This window comes from Rhizobium sp. L43, from assembly GCF_002531725.1.
GTDB lineage: Bacteria > Pseudomonadota > Alphaproteobacteria > Rhizobiales > Rhizobiaceae > Rhizobium.
Map to the genome: position 1 here is coordinate 229,873 of NZ_NWSQ01000004.1, position 17,583 is coordinate 247,455.

General features: G+C 62.3%; 15 protein-coding genes. 7 read left to right on the plus strand and 8 right to left on the minus strand.

The window, feature by feature from the left end; genetic code table 11:
- Positions 1 to 12 precede the first annotated feature (12 nt).
- Positions 13 to 882, minus strand: a complete 870-nt coding sequence (locus CO667_RS06185) for a 23S rRNA (adenine(2030)-N(6))-methyltransferase RlmJ (RefSeq protein ID WP_097617555.1) — start codon at positions 880 to 882, stop codon at positions 13 to 15.
- A gap of 16 nt (positions 883 to 898) precedes the next feature.
- On the opposite strand from CO667_RS06185, the gene CO667_RS06190 reads away from it, so the two are divergent.
- Positions 899 to 3,103, plus strand: a complete 2,205-nt coding sequence (locus CO667_RS06190; RefSeq protein ID WP_097617556.1) for a molybdopterin oxidoreductase family protein — start codon at positions 899 to 901, stop codon at positions 3,101 to 3,103.
- On the plus strand, positions 3,100 to 3,687 hold the full coding sequence (locus tag CO667_RS06195) for an NUDIX domain-containing protein (RefSeq protein ID WP_097617557.1): 588 nt from the start codon (positions 3,100 to 3,102) through the stop codon (positions 3,685 to 3,687). The genes CO667_RS06190 and CO667_RS06195 overlap by 4 nt, the downstream gene beginning before the upstream one ends.
- Here the strand turns inward: CO667_RS06195 and CO667_RS06200 are convergent.
- Positions 3,684 to 4,088: a type II toxin-antitoxin system VapC family toxin gene (locus tag CO667_RS06200; protein WP_097617558.1), complete on the minus strand. Its 405-nt coding sequence runs from the start codon at positions 4,086 to 4,088 to the stop codon at positions 3,684 to 3,686. The two genes, CO667_RS06195 and CO667_RS06200, sit on opposite strands and share 4 nt — an antisense overlap.
- Positions 4,088 to 4,327, minus strand: coding sequence for a type II toxin-antitoxin system prevent-host-death family antitoxin (locus CO667_RS06205; protein ID WP_097617559.1), 240 nt, complete (start codon positions 4,325 to 4,327; stop codon positions 4,088 to 4,090). Before CO667_RS06205 ends, CO667_RS06200 begins: the two co-directional genes overlap by 1 nt.
- 180 nt (positions 4,328 to 4,507) lie before the next feature.
- Here CO667_RS06205 and CO667_RS06210 point away from each other — a divergent pair, with 180 nt between their 5' ends.
- Complete coding sequence (locus CO667_RS06210) at positions 4,508 to 5,677, plus strand: alpha-D-ribose 1-methylphosphonate 5-triphosphate diphosphatase (RefSeq protein WP_097617560.1); 1,170 nt, start codon at positions 4,508 to 4,510, stop codon at positions 5,675 to 5,677.
- Between the two features lie 262 nt (positions 5,678 to 5,939).
- On the opposite strand, the gene purN is transcribed toward CO667_RS06210, so the two are convergent.
- The gene (purN, locus tag CO667_RS06215; RefSeq protein ID WP_097617561.1) at positions 5,940 to 6,611 is read right to left on the minus strand and encodes a phosphoribosylglycinamide formyltransferase; all 672 of its coding nucleotides are present in this window, start codon (positions 6,609 to 6,611) and stop codon (positions 5,940 to 5,942) included.
- Complete coding sequence (gene purM / locus CO667_RS06220) at positions 6,608 to 7,681, minus strand: phosphoribosylformylglycinamidine cyclo-ligase (RefSeq protein WP_097617562.1); 1,074 nt, start codon at positions 7,679 to 7,681, stop codon at positions 6,608 to 6,610. Before purM ends, purN begins: the two co-directional genes overlap by 4 nt.
- Positions 7,682 to 7,926: 245 nt before the next feature.
- Here purM and CO667_RS06225 point away from each other — a divergent pair, with 245 nt between their 5' ends.
- The 4 genes from CO667_RS06225 to ppx all read left to right on the plus strand — a co-directional run bounded on the left by CO667_RS06225 (position 7,927) and on the right by ppx (position 13,564).
- Positions 7,927 to 9,054: an AI-2E family transporter gene (locus CO667_RS06225; RefSeq protein WP_097617563.1), complete on the plus strand. Its 1,128-nt coding sequence runs from the start codon at positions 7,927 to 7,929 to the stop codon at positions 9,052 to 9,054.
- Entirely contained in the window at positions 9,047 to 9,760 is a 714-nt protein-coding gene (gene hdaA, locus CO667_RS06230; protein WP_018241492.1) for a DnaA regulatory inactivator HdaA, read from the plus strand. The genes CO667_RS06225 and hdaA overlap by 8 nt, the downstream gene beginning before the upstream one ends.
- Positions 9,761 to 9,826: 66 nt before the next feature.
- Positions 9,827 to 12,031, plus strand: a complete 2,205-nt coding sequence (locus CO667_RS06235) for an RNA degradosome polyphosphate kinase (RefSeq protein WP_097617564.1) — start codon at positions 9,827 to 9,829, stop codon at positions 12,029 to 12,031.
- Positions 12,032 to 12,043: 12 nt separating this feature from the next.
- Positions 12,044 to 13,564 (plus strand): exopolyphosphatase, encoded by a 1,521-nt coding sequence (ppx, locus tag CO667_RS06240; RefSeq protein ID WP_097617565.1) that lies wholly within the window; start codon positions 12,044 to 12,046, stop codon positions 13,562 to 13,564.
- A gap of 267 nt (positions 13,565 to 13,831) precedes the next feature.
- Here the strand turns inward: ppx and CO667_RS06245 are convergent, their stop codons facing one another.
- The 3 genes from CO667_RS06245 to rnd form a co-directional block, all read right to left on the minus strand.
- Positions 13,832 to 15,190 carry an esterase-like activity of phytase family protein gene (locus tag CO667_RS06245; RefSeq protein ID WP_097617566.1) on the minus strand — a complete coding sequence of 453 codons (1,359 nt, stop codon included), beginning with the start codon at positions 15,188 to 15,190 and terminating at the stop codon, positions 13,832 to 13,834.
- A gap of 106 nt (positions 15,191 to 15,296) precedes the next feature.
- Positions 15,297 to 16,358: an adenylate/guanylate cyclase domain-containing protein gene (locus tag CO667_RS06250; protein WP_097617567.1), complete on the minus strand. Its 1,062-nt coding sequence runs from the start codon at positions 16,356 to 16,358 to the stop codon at positions 15,297 to 15,299.
- Positions 16,359 to 16,435: 77 nt separating this feature from the next.
- A complete protein-coding gene (gene rnd, locus CO667_RS06255; protein WP_097617568.1) occupies positions 16,436 to 17,581 on the minus strand; it encodes a ribonuclease D in 1,146 nt (381 codons plus the stop codon).
- Positions 17,582 to 17,583: the final 2 nt, after the last annotated feature.

A 17,583-nucleotide genomic window follows, 5' to 3' on the forward strand; every position in this document is an offset into this window, starting at 1 on the left:
GCGATTACGGGGTCAATCGTCCTTGACCGCCTTGGTCTCGCCGCGCAGCCAGAAGGCGCGGTGCGAGGCGAAACGGTCTTGCGCCAGATGGTCCTTCAATGCGGGCAGCAATTGGTGCAACTCGTCCTTCAGCGTGAAGGGTGGGTTGACGATGACGAGGCCTGAGCCCGTCAGTCCGGTAATGCCGCGGTCGCTGCGAACCACGAGTTCGGCGCAGAGCATTTTCGGGATGTCGAGCGCCTGCAGCGTCTCGTGGAATTCCTTGATCGGCGCGCCCTTCTTCAGCGGATACCACAGGCAATAGGTGCCGCCGGGAAAGCGCCGATAGGCCTTTTCCAGCCCCTCGGCCAGGCGCTGATATTCGTCCTCTTCCTCGAAGGGCGGATCGACGAGCACGATGCCGCGCTTCTCCTTCGGCGGCAGATGCGCACCGAGCGCCAGCCAGCCATCAAGCTCGGTGATGCGGGCATGGTGATCGCCCTCGAACAACCGGTGCAGCCTGACATAGTCCTCGGGATGCAGTTCCATTGCCGACAGCCGGTCCTGCGGCCGGAACAGCAAGCGCGCAAGTTTCGGCGATCCGGGATAGAAGCGGATGCCGCCCTCAGGATTGAGTTCGCGGATTGCCGAGAGGTAGGGCTCTAGCAGTTCGGAAACCTGAGGGCCGAGGTCTGCCTCCATCAGCTTGCCGATGCCATCGACCCATTCGCCGGTTTTCTGCGCTTCTTCGGAGGAAAGGTCGTAGAGCCCGATGCCGGCATGCGTGTCGAGCACGCGGAATCCGCCATCCTTCTTCTGCATGTAGCGGATCAGCCGCGTCAGCACGACATGTTTCAGCACATCGGCAAAGTTGCCCGCGTGATAGATGTGGCGGTAGTTCATTTTTGCTGATGTCCGTATGAATTCGCGTCATGGGGAATTTTTGTGGCTTTTGGCCGTGCAAGCCTTGGAATATACAAATGCCATGAACATTGCGACCCCCATCCACGCCAAATCAGAAAAGCCGGACAACAGGGTGGGCCACACGGCCTGTCCGCATGACTGTCCCTCCACCTGCGCGCTGGAGGTCGATATATCAGAGGATGGCCGCATCGGCCGCGTGCGCGGCGCCAACGACCATTCCTACACGTCAGGCGTCATTTGCGCCAAGGTCGCCCGTTACGCCGAGCGGCTCTACCATCCCGACCGCCTGATGCATCCTCTACGCCGCGCCGGCGCCAAAGGGGCAGGGCAGTGGCAGCAGATTTCCTGGGACGATGCGCTGGACGAGATCGCCGAAGCCTTTGTGAAGGCCGAGGCAAGGGATGGCAGCGAGGCGATCTGGCCCTATTTCTACGCCGGCACCATGGGCTGGGTGCAGCGCGATTCGATCGATCGCCTGCGTCATGCCAAGCGTTACTCCGGCTTCTTCTCCTCGATCTGCACCAACCCCGCCTGGACCGGCTTCACCATGGCGACCGGCACGCTTCGCGGTCCCGATCCGCGCGAGATGGGCCGCACCGATTGCGTCGTCATCTGGGGCACCAACGCGGTCTCGACGCAGGTCAACGTGATGACCCACGCCGTCAAGTCGCGCAAGGAGCGCGGCGCGAAGATCGTCGTCATCGACATCTACGATAATCCGACGATGAAGCAGGCCGACATGGCGCTGGTCGTCAGGCCGGGCACCGATGCCGCACTCGCCTGCGCCGTCATGCACATCGCCTTCCGCGACGGTTACGCCGATCGTGACTACATGGCGAGATATGCCGATGATCCCACCGGTCTCGAGGCGCATCTGAAAGCGAAGACGCCGCAATGGGCCGCTGCCATCACCGGCCTTTCGGTCGAAGAGATCGAAGCCTTTGCCAGCCTCGTCGGCACGACGAAGAAAACCTTCTTCCGCCTGGGCTACGGCTTCACTCGCCAGCGCAACGGCGCCGTCGCCATGCATGCGGCCGCCTCGATCGCCACTGTTCTTGGCTCCTGGCAATATGAGGGCGGCGGTGCCTTCCATTCGAACAGCGACATCTTCCGCATGAACAGCGCCGAACTGACCGGCCGGTCGATGAAGGATGCCGATATCCGCATGCTCGATCAGTCGCAGATCGGCCGCGTGCTGACCGGCGATGCGGTGGCGCTGCGCCATCGCGGCCCGGTGACGGCGATGCTGATCCAGAACACCAATCCCGCAAACATCGCCCCCGAGCAGCGCCTCGTCAGACACGGCTTTGCCCGCGACGACCTTTTCGTCGCCGTCCACGAGCAGTTCATGACGGAAACAGCTGAGATCGCCGATATCGTCATTCCCGCGACGATGTTCGTCGAGCATGACGACATCTACCGGGCCGGCGGCCAGAACCACATCCTGCTGGGGCCGAAGCTGGTCGAGCCGCCGCCGACCGTGCGCACCAATCTCTTCGTCATCGAGGAACTGGCAAAACGCCTCGGTGTCGCCGATCGCCCCGGCTTCGGCTTCACCGCCCGCGAAATGGTCGACCGCATCCTCGAATCGAGCGGCCTGCCGGATTACGACCATTTCCTCGAACACAAATGGTTCGACCGTCAGCCTGCTTTCGAGGACGCCCATTTCCTGAACGGTTTCGCCCATCCCGACGGCAAGTTCCATTTCCGCCCGGACTGGATCAACCAGCCGGCGCCGAACAAGCCGCCGGCCGCCATCGGCGCGCTCGGGCCGCATGCCGAACTGCCGGCCTTTCCCGATCAGCTCGATGTCATCGAAGTGGCCGATCCCGAGCATCCCTTCCGTCTCGCCACATCGCCCGCGCGCAACTTCCTGAATTCAAGCTTTGCCGAGACCAAGACGTCGCGTCAGAAGGAAGGCCGCCCCGAGGTAATGATCAATCCCGTTGATGCCGAAGCCAACGGCATCGCCCATGGCGATCTCGTCCGCATCGGCAACAGCCGCGGCGACCTGCGCATCCATGCCCGTATCACCACGGAGGTGAAATCAGGCGTTCTGATTGCCGAGGGCCTCTGGCCGAACAAAGCCCATGTCGACGGTGAGGGTATCAACGTGCTAACCGGCGCCGATCCGGTCGCGCCCTATGGCGGAGCGGCCATACACGACAACAAGGTCTGGCTTCGCAAGGACATAGCATGATGCAGCCGAAAACACGGGTGAAAATCGTCAGCGAGGAGACGCTGTCGAATGGCTGGACGCGGCTCGCCAGCTATCTGCTCGAATACATCGACCGCAAGGGCGCGACCCAGCGCTTGAAGCGGGAGGTCTACCACCGCACGCCGGCCGCCTGCATCCTGCTCTATGATCCGAAGCGCGATCTCGTCGTTCTCGTCCGCCAGTTCCGCCTCGCCGTGCACCTCAACGGCGATCCTGCCTGGATGATCGAGGTGCCGGCCGGCCTTCTCGACGACGATCATCCCGAAGCGGCGATCCGTCGCGAGGCGATGGAGGAGACCGGTTACGACCTGCGCGATGCGCGTTTCCTCTTCAAATGCTATCCCTCACCGGGCGCCATCACCGAAGTCGTCCACTTCTTCGTCGCCCTGATCGACATCGCCGATCGCGTGGCGGAAGGCGGCGGCCTGGACGAGGAGCACGAGGATATCGAAATTCTCGAAGTCCCGCTCGACGAAGCCGCCGCGATGATCGAAACCGGGGAGATTTTCGACGCCAAGACGATCATGCTTCTGCAATGGGCTGTGTTGAACAGGGGAAAGCTCTAACCCGGAGCGAAGGCGAGATTTTCCGCTGACGCGGAACGTTCCAGCCTGGCGTCCAGCGTCGCAAGCGACACGTTCTCTGCGACTGCAAGCGCCAGATAAGCGGCGTCATAGGCCGATAGCTGATATTTTCCGGCTAGGCGCAAGATCGCAAGATGGTCTTCGCTTGAGACAGTGCGCAGCGGCAGGCCGGTGAGGCGCATGAGGCAAGCGAGCACGTCCTCGCTGGAGATGCGTTTCCGCCGTTCCGCGGTCAACAGGATGTTGCGTATCTCATGCCAGAAGAGATCGGGCACCAAGGCATCTTCGGTTTCGAGAAACGACAAGGCTTCTTCGGCAGTCCGGCTTTCCTCATCGGCAAGCAACCAAGCCGCCGCAACCGAAGCATCGACCACGAACGGCATCAGCGCTGGCCTTCGCGCCGCCAAGCCTGAATTTCGGCTGCGGTCGCTCCGGCGCGTTCTGCCCGTTCGCTACGGAGTGCCCGGATGGCGTCGAGCCTCTGGCGACGGTCATCGATCTTGATCATGCGGGCGATCGCGTTGTTGCCACGCGATATCACCACATCCTCGCCTGCTTCCACCTTTGTCAGAAGCTCCGAGAGATGCGTTTTTGCCTCTGCCACTTTCACTTTGATCGTCATGGCCACCGTCCACTTTGTCTCCAATGTAATGTGAGGGCAAAACTTGGTCAACTGATTGGTCAAGTATGGCAAAGCAGGAACGGAAAGAGTAAGAAGTTTGGAAATTCTTCATGCAGTTGTCACGAAGCGGTTCTATCCGCTGCGTTTTGTCGATCATCGGATGCGGTCAGGAGAAAGCCCATGTGGCTCAGCAATTTCACCCTCGTTCTCCCAAACGAGGTGGTGAGTGAAGGTGCCGTGCGTGTTGAGGACGGCGTCATCGTCGAGATCAGGCCGGAGCCGGTCGCCGGTGCTGCCGTCGATGGCGGCGGGCGGCTGCTGATACCCGGTTTCGTCGATCTGCATGGCGATATGATCGAGCGCGAGATCGCGCCGCGGCCGAACGCGCATATGCCGATCGATTTCGGTATTCACGAACTCGACAAGAAGCTTGCCGCCGCCGGTGTCACGACGGCGTTTGCCGCCGTCTCCTTCGCGACCGAAAGCGTCTACGGCCACGTCCGCTCGCTGGAGACGACGTCTGCGGTGATCGAAGGCATCAACCGCTTGCGCGATGACCTGCTGATCGACCACCGCGTCCACGCCCGCTACGAAATCACCAATGTCGGCGCAGCCCCAGCCCTCGAGCGCCTGCTGAATGCCGACCAGATCGACATGGTGTCGTTGACCGACCACACGCCGGGCCAGGGCCAGTACAACAATCTGCAGAGCTACATCCTCAGCATCTCCGAGCGCCGCGCCATCTCCGAGGAAATGGCCGCCGAGATCGTCGCCAAGCGCATCGCCATGCGCAACAATCCTGAGATCGAGGCCAAGCTGAAGGAGATCGTCGCGCTGTCGCTGAAGCACAAGCTGTCGCTTGCCTCGCATGACGATGACAGTGTCGAAAAGGTCGCCGAGATGCATGATCTCGGCGTCACCATCAGCGAGTTTCCGGTCACCGCACCTGCGGCCGAAGAAGCACGCCGCCGCGGCCTCTGGACGCTGATGGGCGCGCCGAACGCGCTGCGCGGCCAGTCGATGTCGGGCAATCTGAGTGCGCTTGACGCCGCCAGGGCCGGCCTGCTCAGCGTCATCGCCGCCGATTACCATCCGGCCGCCTTCGTGCCCGGCATCTTCAAGCTTGCCGACATGGTGGAAGGCGGCCTCCCGGCCGCCGTCGCCATGGCGACCGGCAACGCCGCCCGCTCCGCCGGTCTTACGGATCGCGGCGAGATCGCCATCGGCCAGCGCGCCGATCTGGTGGCGGTCGAGCCGGGCGACATCAACCGCATCCGCGCCACCTTCCGCGCCGGCCGCTTTGTCTACAGCGACGGCACGCTGCATCCGCTGCGGGCGCTGGCGGCTTGACACATGTCGCCCAAGGCTGCGGTTTTGGGACGACGATATCCATAAACAAAGAGAGAGGGCTGCCCCTCACCCTAACTCTCTCCCCGTAAAACGGGGCGAGGGGACCTGCCCCGCGAGAGGTTGATGGGGAACTGAGAGGGTGCGGCATATCCCTTCGCCCCGTTCACGGGGGTCCGAAGGACGGGTCGAGACACGTGGCTCGACCCCGGTCGGTGGCGGCAGCCGGATGAGGGGCGGCCATTCGCGCCGCGTGGCGATGCGCTTAAGCGCGGTCGCCGATCAGCGAAATTAGCTGGCCCTTCGGCGCGGCAATCGAAGCCTCCGCGCCCACGGCTTTGCCGCCTTCCATCGTCACGCGGCCTTCGGCAAAGAGCCGCAGTGCTTGCGGATAGATCTGGTGTTCGACGGTGAGCACGCGCGCGGCAAGGCTTTCGGCCGTGTCGCCTGAGAGAATTGGGACGGCCGCCTGGCCGATCGTCGGTCCCTCGTCCATGCCTTCGGTGACGAAATGCACCGTGCAGCCGGCAATCCGCATGCCGGCGTCGATCGCACGCTGATGCGTGTGCAGGCCGGGAAACAGCGGCAGCAGGGAAGGGTGGATGTTGAGCATCCGGCCTTCATAACGCTGGATGAAGGTCGCCGTCAGCAGCCGCATATAGCCCGCCAGGCAGAGAATGTCGGGTGAAAGCTCGTCGAGCGCCGAAAAGATCGCCGCCTCATGCGCATCCTTGCTGGCATAGTCCTTGCGGGTGAGGGCGAAGGTGGCAATGCCTTCGGCATCAGCCTTTGAGAGCCCACCGGCATCCGGCCTGTCGGAGATCACCCCGACGATTTCAACCGGGTAGTCGGCGGACTTCGCCGCCGCAACCAGCGCCATCATGTTGGAGCCGCCGCCGGATATGAAGACGACGACGCGTTTGCGCGGCGTGCTCATAGGGCAAGCGTGCCCTTGTAAACCGTGCCGGCAGCGCCTTCGTCGCGGGCGATCATCCGGCCGAGCGTGACGACCTTTTCGCCCTCGGCTTCGAGCGCCTGCGATACCGCGGCGACATTCTCTTCGGCGACGACGACGATCATGCCGATGCCGCAATTGAAGGTGCGCAGCATTTCCTTGGCCTCGACGCCGCCCGTCCTGGCGAGCCATGAAAACACCGGCGGCACCTTGACGGCGTCAAGATCGATTTCGGCCGCCAGATGCTTCGGCAGCACGCGCGGAATATTTTCCGGGAAGCCGCCGCCGGTGATATGCGCAAGCGCCTTCAGCGCGCCCGTCTCGCGGATCGCCTTCAGAAGCGGCTTCACATAGATGCGGGTCGGCTCAAGCAGCGCTTCGCCGAGCTTCTTGCCTTCGGCAAATGGCGCCGGTGCATCCCAGCCGAGGCCGGAGAGCGAAACGATCTTGCGCACCAGCGAGAAGCCGTTGGAATGGACACCAGAGGAGGCGAGGCCGAGGATCACGTCACCCTCGGCGATATCGCCTGATGGCAGGAGCTTGCCGCGTTCGGCTGCACCCACGGCAAAACCGGCCAGATCGTAGTCGCCGGAGGAATACATGCCGGGCATTTCGGCCGTCTCGCCGCCGATCAGCGCGCAGCCCGCCTCGCGGCAGCCGGCGGCGATGCCGCCGACGATCGCGGCACCCTGGTCGGGATCGAGCTTGCCGGTCGCGAAATAATCGAGGAAGAACAGCGGCTCGGCGCCCTGCACCACGAGATCGTTGACGCACATGGCAACGAGGTCGATGCCGACGGTGTCATGATAATCGGCATCGATCGCGATCTTCAGCTTGGTGCCGACGCCGTCATTGGCGGCGACCAGAACCGGATCGGTAAAGCCTGCTGCCTTGAGGTCGAAGAGCCCGCCGAAGCCGCCGATCTCGCCGTCGGCGCCCGGGCGGCGGGTCGAGCGCACCGCCGGTTTGATCTTCTCGACGAGGAGGTTGCCGGCATCGATATCGACGCCCGCATCGCTGTAGGTCAGGCCGTTTTTCCCAGACTGGCTCATGCTGGTCTCCGATGGCTATTTCAGGCGGCAGACGCGCCGCGTCATCTGCCGGTCGCAATTGCATGACAGGGGCGTTTATGCAAGCGCTGCATGGCAAAAGCCCCCAATTTCCCGCGTCTTCCCCCGGCCTTTCCGGGATTTGCCGCGACAGGGTTGACCATCTTTGCGCCTGCATCCTATGTGCTGAATGGCCGCTTCGGTTCGGATGCGGCGTTTGGCGGCGGAAAGCGATCAGCGGGGAAGCAATGCCACAGCAAGTCAGCGGCAACAGTCTCAAACGTCAGATCTTTTTCTGGCTGGCAGTGCTCGTCTTTTTCATCGCCTTTCTCTATGTCTTCAGCTCGATCCTGCTGCCCTTCATCGCCGGCATGGCGATCGCCTATTTCCTCGATCCGGTGGCCGACCGGCTGGAGCGCCTGGGTCTGAGCCGCATGATGGCGACGGTCGGCATCCTGATTGCCTTCGTCATCGTCTTTGCGCTGGCGCTGATGATCCTCATTCCCGTGCTGATCAGCCAGTTCAACGACTTCGCCGAGCGTCTGCCGGGTTATATCAGCCAGCTGCAGCAGTTCATCAGCCAGTCGCAGAATTCGCTGCTACCCGATTGGATCAAGAGCCAGGCCGGCACGATCAAGGACAATTTCTCCGGCATCCTCTCCGAAGGCATGGGTTTCCTCACCGGGCTCTTCGCGCAGATCTGGAACTCGGGCAAGGCGATCGTCGACGTCATATCGCTGCTCGTCGTCACCCCCGTCGTCGCTTTCTATATCCTGCTCGATTGGGATCGCATGGTTGCCAAGGTCGACCAGTGGATCCCGCGCGATTATATCAGCGATGTCCGCCAGATCGCCAAGGAAATCGACCAGGCGATCGCCGGCTTCATCCGCGGCCAGGGCTCGCTCTGCCTCATCCTCGGCATTTATTATGCCGCCGGTCTGTCTCTCGTCGGTCTGAATTTCGGCCTGCTGATCGGGCTCTTTGCCGGCATGATCAGTTTCATTCCGTATGTCGGCTCGCTGGTCGGCCTCGTTCTCGCCGTCGGCGTGGCGATCGTCCAGTTCTGGCCGGATTATCCTTGGATCGGGCTGGTGCTCGTCGTCTTCTTCAGTGGCCAGTTCCTGGAGGGCAATATCCTCCAGCCGAAACTCGTCGGCTCCAGCGTCGGCCTGCATCCGGTCTGGCTGATGTTTGCGCTGTTTGCCTTCGGCGCCCTCTTCGGTTTCGTCGGTCTTCTGGTCGCCGTGCCGGCGGCCGCCGCCGTCGGCGTGCTTGTTCGTTTCGCGCTTTCGCGTTACCTTCAGAGCGATCTTTATTTTGGCGGGTCATCCAGTGGCCGCGCCGCCCGGAAGACGAAATCAGTTCCCAATGAATGACGTGAAGAACGCTGATCCGAAGCGCAAGGCCGGAGAGCAGCTGCCGCTGGTCTTTTCGCACGATGCCGCCAGCGGCCGCGACGACCTCCTGATCTCGGAGCGTCTCGCCGCCGCCGTTTCGATCGTCGATGCCTGGCCGGCATGGCCATCGCCGGTCGTTGTGCTCGCCGGCCCGGTCGGCTCGGGAAAATCGCATCTCGCCCGCATCTGGCGGGAGTTGAGCGGCGCCGTCGACATCCATCCGGAACTCGGCTCGGACGCCGCGGTTGCCGCCGCCGCCGGCCCCGTGCTGTTCGAGGACGCCGACCGTCTCGGCTTCGATGACAATGCGCTCTTCCACGTCATCAACAGCGTCCGCGAAAACGGCACCAGCCTGTTGATAACGAGCCGCCTCTGGCCGATGTCGTGGCCGGTTTTGCTGCCCGATCTGCGCTCGCGCCTGAAAGCGGCGACCGTGGTCGAGATCGGCGAACCCGACGAGGCGCTGTTGTCGCAGGTGATCGTCAAGCTCTTTGCCGACCGGCAGCTTTATATAGATGACAAACTCGTGCTCTATATCGTCAACCGGATGGAGCGGTCGCTGAACGCGGCCCAGACGATCGTCGAGAGGCTTGACCGGCTGGCCCTATCGCGGGGCACGAAAATCACCCGGTCTCTTGCTGCCGAAGTATTGAATGAATTGGGAAATTCGGAGCCGGCCGATTGACTGTCACAGTTCCGTCGTCAAACTGATATAATTGCCTGTGGCGATTGAGAACGGGGTAAGCGGACCATGGATAGTGCAGTCGCAGAACATCAAGAACTCGCTCCAGAGATCAACGACAACACTCCCCCGCTGGAAGAGCTGCTCAAGAGCCCCGAGCGCTTCATCAACCGGGAATTCTCCTGGCTGCAGTTCAATCGCCGTGTCCTTGAAGAAACGCTGAATACCGAGCATCCGCTGCTCGAGCGCGTCCGCTTCCTGTCAATCTCGGCCGCCAACCTCGATGAATTCTTCATGGTGCGTGTCGCCGGCCTCGAGGGTCAGGTGCGCCAGAACATCGCCATCCGCAGCCCCGACGGCAAGACGCCGGCCGAGCAGCTCGATTCGATCCTGCAGGAGATCGACCATCTGCAGATGGAGCAGCAGGCCTCGCTCGCCGTGCTGCAGCAGTATCTCGCCAAGGAAGACATCCTGATCGTGCGCCCCGGCGCCTTGAGCGATGCCGACCGCCAGTGGCTGGCCGCCGAGTTCGAGCAGGCGATCTTCCCGGTCCTGACGCCGCTGTCGATCGATCCGGCCCATCCGTTCCCCTTCATTCCCAATCTCGGCTTCTCGATCGGCCTGCAGCTCGTCAGCAAGAACGGACGCGAGCCGATGACGGCGCTGCTGCGCCTGCCGGTGGCGCTCGACCGCTTCGTCCGCCTGCCGGATGATGGAAACACGATCCGCTACATCACCCTGGAAGATGTCGCCAACATCTTCATCCACAGGCTCTACCCGGGTTACGAGGTGCAGGGCTCCGGTACGTTCCGCGTCATCCGCGACAGCGATATCGAAGTCGAGGAAGAGGCCGAGGATCTCGTCCGCTTCTTCGAAACGGCGCTGAAGCGCCGCCGCCGCGGCAAGGTCATCCGCATCGAGACCGATTCGGAGATGCCGGCCTCGCTGCGTCAGTTCGTCGTTCAGGCGCTCAATATCCCCGACAATCGCGTCGCCGTTCTGCCGGGCCTTTTGGCGCTGAACACCCTGTCCGAGATCACCAAGGCGCCGCGCGACGATCTCCGGTTTCTTCCCTACAATGCGCGATTTCCCGAGCGCGTCCGCGAACATGCCGGCGACTGCTTCGCCGCCATCCGCGAAAAGGACATGGTCGTCCACCACCCCTACGAATCCTTCGACGTGGTGGTCCAGTTTCTTCTCCAGGCTGCGCGCGATCCTGACGTCCTGGCGATAAAGCAGACGCTGTACCGCACCTCCAACGACAGCCCGATCGTCCGCGCCCTGGTCGACGCCGCCGAAGCCGGCAAGTCGGTGACGGCGCTGGTCGAACTCAAGGCCCGCTTCGACGAAGAGGCGAACATCCGCTGGGCGCGCGATCTCGAGCGTGCCGGCGTGCAGGTCGTCTTCGGCTTCATCGAGCTCAAGACCCACGCCAAGATGTCGATGGTCGTCCGCCGCGAGGAAGGCAAGCTCAGAACCTATTGCCACTTGGGAACGGGCAACTACCACCCGATCACCGCGAAGATCTATACCGACCTGTCCTATTTCACCTGCAATCCGGTCATCGCCCACGACATGGCGAATATCTTCAACTTCATCACCGGCTACGGCGAGCCGGAACAGGGCATGCAGCTCGCGATTTCGCCCTATACGATGCGCCCGCGCATCCTGCGCCACATCGAGGAAGAGATTCAGCATGCCCGGAACGGCGCGCCGGCGGCGATCTGGATGAAGATGAATTCGCTTGTCGATCCCGACATCATCGACGCGCTCTATCGCGCCAGCCATGCCGGCGTCGAGATCGATCTCGTCGTGCGCGGCATCTGCTGCCTGCGTCCGCAGGTGCCCGGCCTTTCGGAAAAGATCCGCGTCAAGTCAATCGTCGGCCGCTTCTTGGAACACAGCCGCATCTTCTGCTTCGGCAACGGCCACGGCCTGCCGTCCGACAAGGCGCTGGTTTACATCGGTTCGGCCGACATGATGCCGCGAAATCTCGATCGCCGTGTCGAAACGATGGTTCCGCTGACGAATCCGACCGTTCACGAGCAGGTCTTGTCACAGATTATGCTCGGCAACGTGATTGACAATCAACAAAGCTACGAGATATTGCCCGACGGTACGTCGCGACGCATGGAAGTGCGCAGGGGCGAGGAACCGTTCAATGCGCAGCAGTATTTCATGACCAATCCGAGCCTGTCAGGCCGTGGTGAGGCTCTGAAGTCCAGTGCGCCGAAGCTGATCGCCGGCCTGCTCGAAGGCCGCAACAACAAGTAAAACTGGACCTAAATGGTTGAATCTGAAGCCCAGGGGCGCCTTCCGGGGATCGCCCCGGTCTCCGTCGTCGACATTGGATCGAATTCCATTCGTCTGGTCGTCTACGAAGGCATGTCCCGTTCGCCAACCGTCCTCTTTAACGAAAAGGTTCTCTGCGGCCTCGGCCGGGGCATAGCCCTCACCGGCAAGATGGATGAAGACAGCGTCGGCCGGGCTTTGGCGTCGCTGCATCGTTTCAAGGCCCTGTCCGACCAGGCACGTGCCGCCACCATGTATGTATTGGCGACGGCCGCCGCGCGCGAGGCGAGCAACGGTCCCGATTTCATCCATCAGGCGGAAACCATCCTCGGCCGCAAGGTCCGCGTGCTCTCGGGCGAAGAGGAGGCGAAATTCGCCTCGCTCGGCATCATCAGCGGCTTCTACAATCCCGATGGTATTGCCGGCGACCTCGGCGGCGGCTCGCTGGAACTGATCGATATCAAGGGCAAGGAAGTCGGCAAGGGCATCACCCTGCCGCTCGGCGGCCTGCGCCTGTCGGAATATGCCGGTGGCTCGCTTTCCAAGGCGCGCACCTTTGCCCGCAAGCAGGTGAAGACGGCAAAACTGCTGTCGAAAGGCGAGGGCCGCACCTTCTACGCCGTCGGCGGCACATGGCGAAACATCGCCAAGCTGCACATGGAAATCACCCATTATCCGCTGCACATGATGCAGGGCTATGAGGTCTCGCTCGAAGCGATGATGCTGTTCCTCGAACAGGTGGTGACGGCCCGCGATTCCAGGGAACCGGCGCTGCAGGCCGTGTCCAAGCATCGCCGTTCGCTGTTGCCCTTCGGCGCCGTTGCCATGAAGGAAGTGCTGAGCGCCATGAAGCCGTCGGTGATTTCCTTCTCGGCGCAGGGCGTGCGCGAGGGATATCTTTATTCGCTGCTGTCGGAGTCCGAGCGCCGCCTCGATCCGCTGCTTGCCGCTGCCGGCGAACTGGCGATCCTGCGTGCCCGTTCGCCGGAGCATGCCCGCGAACTGGCGGAATGGACCGGCCGGATGATGCCGCTCTTTGGCGTCCAGGAAACCGAAGAGGAAAGCCGATATCGCCAGGCCGCCTGTCTGCTGGCCGACATCAGTTGGCGCGCCCATCCCGACTATCGCGGCCTGCAGGCGCTGAACGTCATCGCCCACTCCTCCTTCGTCGGCATCAGCCATCCCGGCCGCGCCTTCATCGCGCTCACCAACTACTACCGTTTCGAGGGCCTGCACGACGACGGCGCCACCGGCCCGCTGGCGCAGATCGCCACGCCCCAGCTCATCGAGCGCGCTAAACTGCTCGGCGGCATGCTGCGGGTCGTCTACCTCTTCTCGGCCTCGATGCCCGGCATCGTCAAGAACCTGACCTTCCGCAAATCCTCGAGCCCGGACCTCGACCTCGAATTCGTCGTCCCCCCCGAATACCGCGATTTCGCCGGTGAACGCCTGGACGGCCGCCTGCAGCAGCTGTCGAGGCTGACGAACAAGCGGCTGGCGTTTCGGTTCGAGTAGGGCAGGTATCTTTACGGCGGACGTTTGTGCGCCCCCATCGATCCCCGGCCTCCCTCATTCCTGTGCTCGTCACAGGAATCCAGCCACCGCGCGTCCGCGCGGTGAATAACGCACTTGGTTTTAAAGAGCCTCCCGCGCCCAAGGACTTGGGCGCACTGGATTCCTGTGACGAGCACAGGAATGAGGGAAAAACTTAGATGTTCGCAACCAAATAAAACAGGGCGGCACCTGCGCGCCGCCCTCCGTACTCGGGACAAGAACCCCGAATTACTTCGCGTTCAAAAACTCACCAACCTCAAGCAGGCTGAACTCGTTATTGTCGGCTTTGTCGACGGCGCGGCCGGCTGAGAAGGGCAGGTTGTTGTCGTTGCCGATGATGATGTGGGTGGCGTCGACGCGGTCGACGTTTTCGATCGTCACGAACGGCATGTCGTAGACGCCATCCTTGCTGCCAGCCTTCTTCTTGTTGTCGGGGTCCTGGATGTTCAGCAGGTCGATATAGCCGATCTTGCGGACGGCCTTGCCGACATTGGCGTCGTTGAACTCGATCTTGTAGACGCGCTTCAGCTCGGCCGGAGCCTCGAAGCAATCCGGCTTCGGCTGCTTCGGGTCGGCGCAGGCCTTGTCCTTGGTGCCGGCGCCGCTGTCGCGTTCGATGACGAGAGCGGTGGTGTCGTCGAGCATGTTGAAGTCGCCGATCGAAACGCCCTTGTCTTCGAACGGATAGAGCCAGCTGCGGCCGGTCCACTTCTTGGCGGCGACGTCGAATTCGATGACGCGGACGGCGGTGTGGCCATCGACCGTCTCCATTGTGCCGTCGTCCTTATAAAGGGCGCCTTCGAGCAGGCCGTAGAGTTTGGAGCCGTCCTTCGACATGGCGAGGCCTTCGAAGCCGCCGGAGCGCTTCAGGTTGAAGACCGGCATCTTCGCGGCCGGGTTGCCCGGAAGCTGGATCAGCGGATTGTCGGGCGAAAGCACCGGCTTGCCGTCGAGCGTCGTCGGGATGACGTCCGTCAGGCGGCCTTGCGTGTCGACTTTCAGGATGTAGGGGCCGAATTCGTCGCCGAGCCAGAAGCCGTCGGCAACCGGCTGGATCGATTCGATGTCGAAATCGGCGCCGGTGAGGTAGCGCGTATCCGTGCCTTCGAGGACGATCGGGAACGGAGCCATCTTGTTCGGATCGGAAAGGAACAGGTTCTTGACGATCTCGGCCTTGTTGCCGGCCCAGTCGAATTTCATCTGGTGCAGGAAAAGCATGGCGTCCGAAGAGTTGGCCTTCGAGCCGAAACCGTTGTCCGTTAACGTCCAGAAAGTGCCGTCGGCCATCGTCTTGATGCCCGAGAAGCCCTGGACCGGCTGGCCGTCGAAGGGGAGCTTCAGGTCGGTGATGCGGGCGCCGTCCTTGCCGGGAACGGTGCCGAGCGCTTCGGTGCGCTTGCGGTCGGCCGTCGTGAACTTGCCGGAATGCTTGAGAAATTCGGGAGCATCGGCCGGTGCCGGAACCATGGTGTTGGCAGGCAGAATCGCCTGGCCGGCGAGCTTGGCCGCAAACTGCTGCTGGTCAGCCGAAGCAGAAGTCGCGGCCAGGATGAAAAGTGATACGGAAGCAAAAAGGACGTTCTTCATAATATCCCCATGGAACGGATGCGAATGGCTTCCGCTTAGCAGGGCTTTGATGTCAGCGAATTGACGGTTGGGTGAAGCTTTGGTGACGCGGGCTAAAAGCGTTTGCTCAGCCGTGCAGAATGACGGCCGGCGTGTTCAGGACGGTGACGGCGCGTGAGGAAAGCGCCATGACGCCAAGCGCCTGGCCGCGTCCCTTGACGGCATGGGTGCCGAGATCCTCGCAGGAGATGTCCTCGGGAAATTCCATTCGCCGGGCAAGGTCGGAGGAGATCAGCAGCGGCCGGTTCAGGCTGCGGCAGAGCGTCTCCAACCGGGCGGTGGTGTTCACAGTGTCGCCGAAATAGCTGATCTTGTGATGGTCGACGCCGATTTCGGCGGTGATGATCTCGCCGCCGTGAAGCGCGGCCCGCAGCTTCGGCACCTGGCCGTAATTTTTCCGCCAGCCGGCGGCATTGGCGTCGATATCGGCGAGAATGTCGAAGATGCAGCGCACGCAGCGCGCATTCTTGACGCCGCGGGCCAGCGGCCAGGTGATGATCGCGGCATCGCCGACATAGTCGTTGATCATGCCCTTGTTGCGCCTGACGGGTTCGGCGAAGGTCGCAAACAGCGAGCTCAGCAGCTGCTGCGCCCGGAGGTCGCCGTGCTTTTCGGCAAAGGCCGTCGAATCGACCAGATCGATGAACAGGAAGACACGCTCTTCCCTGACCGGATTGCGGTAGCGGCTGACGAGCATGCTGAGGAAAACGTCGCGGCCGAGCAGTTCTCGCACGCGCAGGACGAAGATCATCGCCGAGCAGACGGCCAGCGCATAGAGGAAGACCTCGAACGGCATGATGACGAGATCAAGGAGCGATGGCGGCTTCAGCATGCCGACCGACCAGAGCAGCAGGCCCGCACAGGCAAAGCCGATGCTCATCAGGATCTCGTAGATCACCAGCTCGGTAACGATGAAGGCGAAGGTCGGCAGCCTCTGGATACGTCTGTAAAGCCCGCGAAACAGCGCCTTGCGCTCGAAGGCGATGATCGGCATGCCGATGAAAAGCGCGAAGATCGCCCCGATAACCGGCGTCTGATTGGAGTAGAACGACAGATCATAGACGACGCCGCTGGCAGCCAGGACGATCGTGATCAGAATCCAGTTCTGCGTCGGAGATATTTCCCGCATGCCGCCTCTTCGCCGTGATGTTCGCTCCAGCCATTGTTTCAGCCGGGAAAAAAGCGTCAAGCGAATTTGCTTCTGCCTCACAGACTGACGGTTTCGACCTTCCGGCCGACGAAACGCAGGCCAATCTGGCCCTGGATCAACTGCAGCGCCGGCTCGCCGAAAAGATCGCGCCGCCAGCCGTTAAGGGCCGCGACTTCGGCCTTCTCGCCCTCGGCGGCGATCCTGTCGAGATCCTCGCTGTTGGCGATCACCTTCGGCGCCACGCCGTGTTTTTCCGAAATCAGCTTCAGCAGCACCTTCAGCAGTTCGACGGCGGCAGCGGCCCCTTCGGGCGCCTGCGCCTGGCGCGGCACGTGTGGCATATCGGCCTTCGGAAGAGCGAGCGCCGCGTTGACGGCCTCGATGACGGATCCGCCTGACGTCGAGCGCTCCCAGCCTTTCGGAATGGTGCGCAACCGCCCGAGCGCCTCGGTATCTTTGGGCTGCTGCTGGGCGATCTCATAGATCGCATCATCCTTCAGCACCCGCGACCGCGGCACGTTGCGGGCGCGCGCCTCGCGTTCACGCCAGGCGGCGACAAATTTCAGGATCGCCAGCTCCTGTGGCTTGCGCAGCCGCATCTTCAGCCGCTGCCAGGCATCGTCGGGATGCATGTCGTAGGTTTCGCGCGCCTCGAGAATGTCCATCTCCTCGGAGAGCCAGGAGGTGCGGCCTTCGCGATCGAGCTCCGCCTTCAGCGACAGGTAGACGTCGCGCAGGTGGGTGACGTCGGCCAGCGCATATTCCAGCTGCTTGTCGGAAAGCGGCCGGCGGCTCCAGTCGGTGAAACGCGACGACTTGTCAATATGGACGTTCTTGATGCGGCTGACCAGCTGATCATAGGAGACGCTGTCGCCGAAGCCGCACACCATGGCGGCGACCTGCGTGTCGAAGATCGGATGCGGAATGAGATTGCCACGATTGAAGATGATTTCGATGTCCTGGCGCGCCGCATGAAAGACCTTCAGCACCTTCGGATCGGCCATCAGCTCGAAGAAGGGGGCGAGATCAATACCTTTGGCCAGCGGATCGACGAGAACTTCGGTTGTCGGGCTTGCCATCTGGATCAGGCAAAGCTCCGGCCAGAAGGTCGTCTCGCGCAGGAATTCGGTGTCGATGGTGATGAAGTCGGACTTGGCCAGCTCTTTGCAGGCGGCCGCCAAATCGGCGGTGGTTTCGATCATAT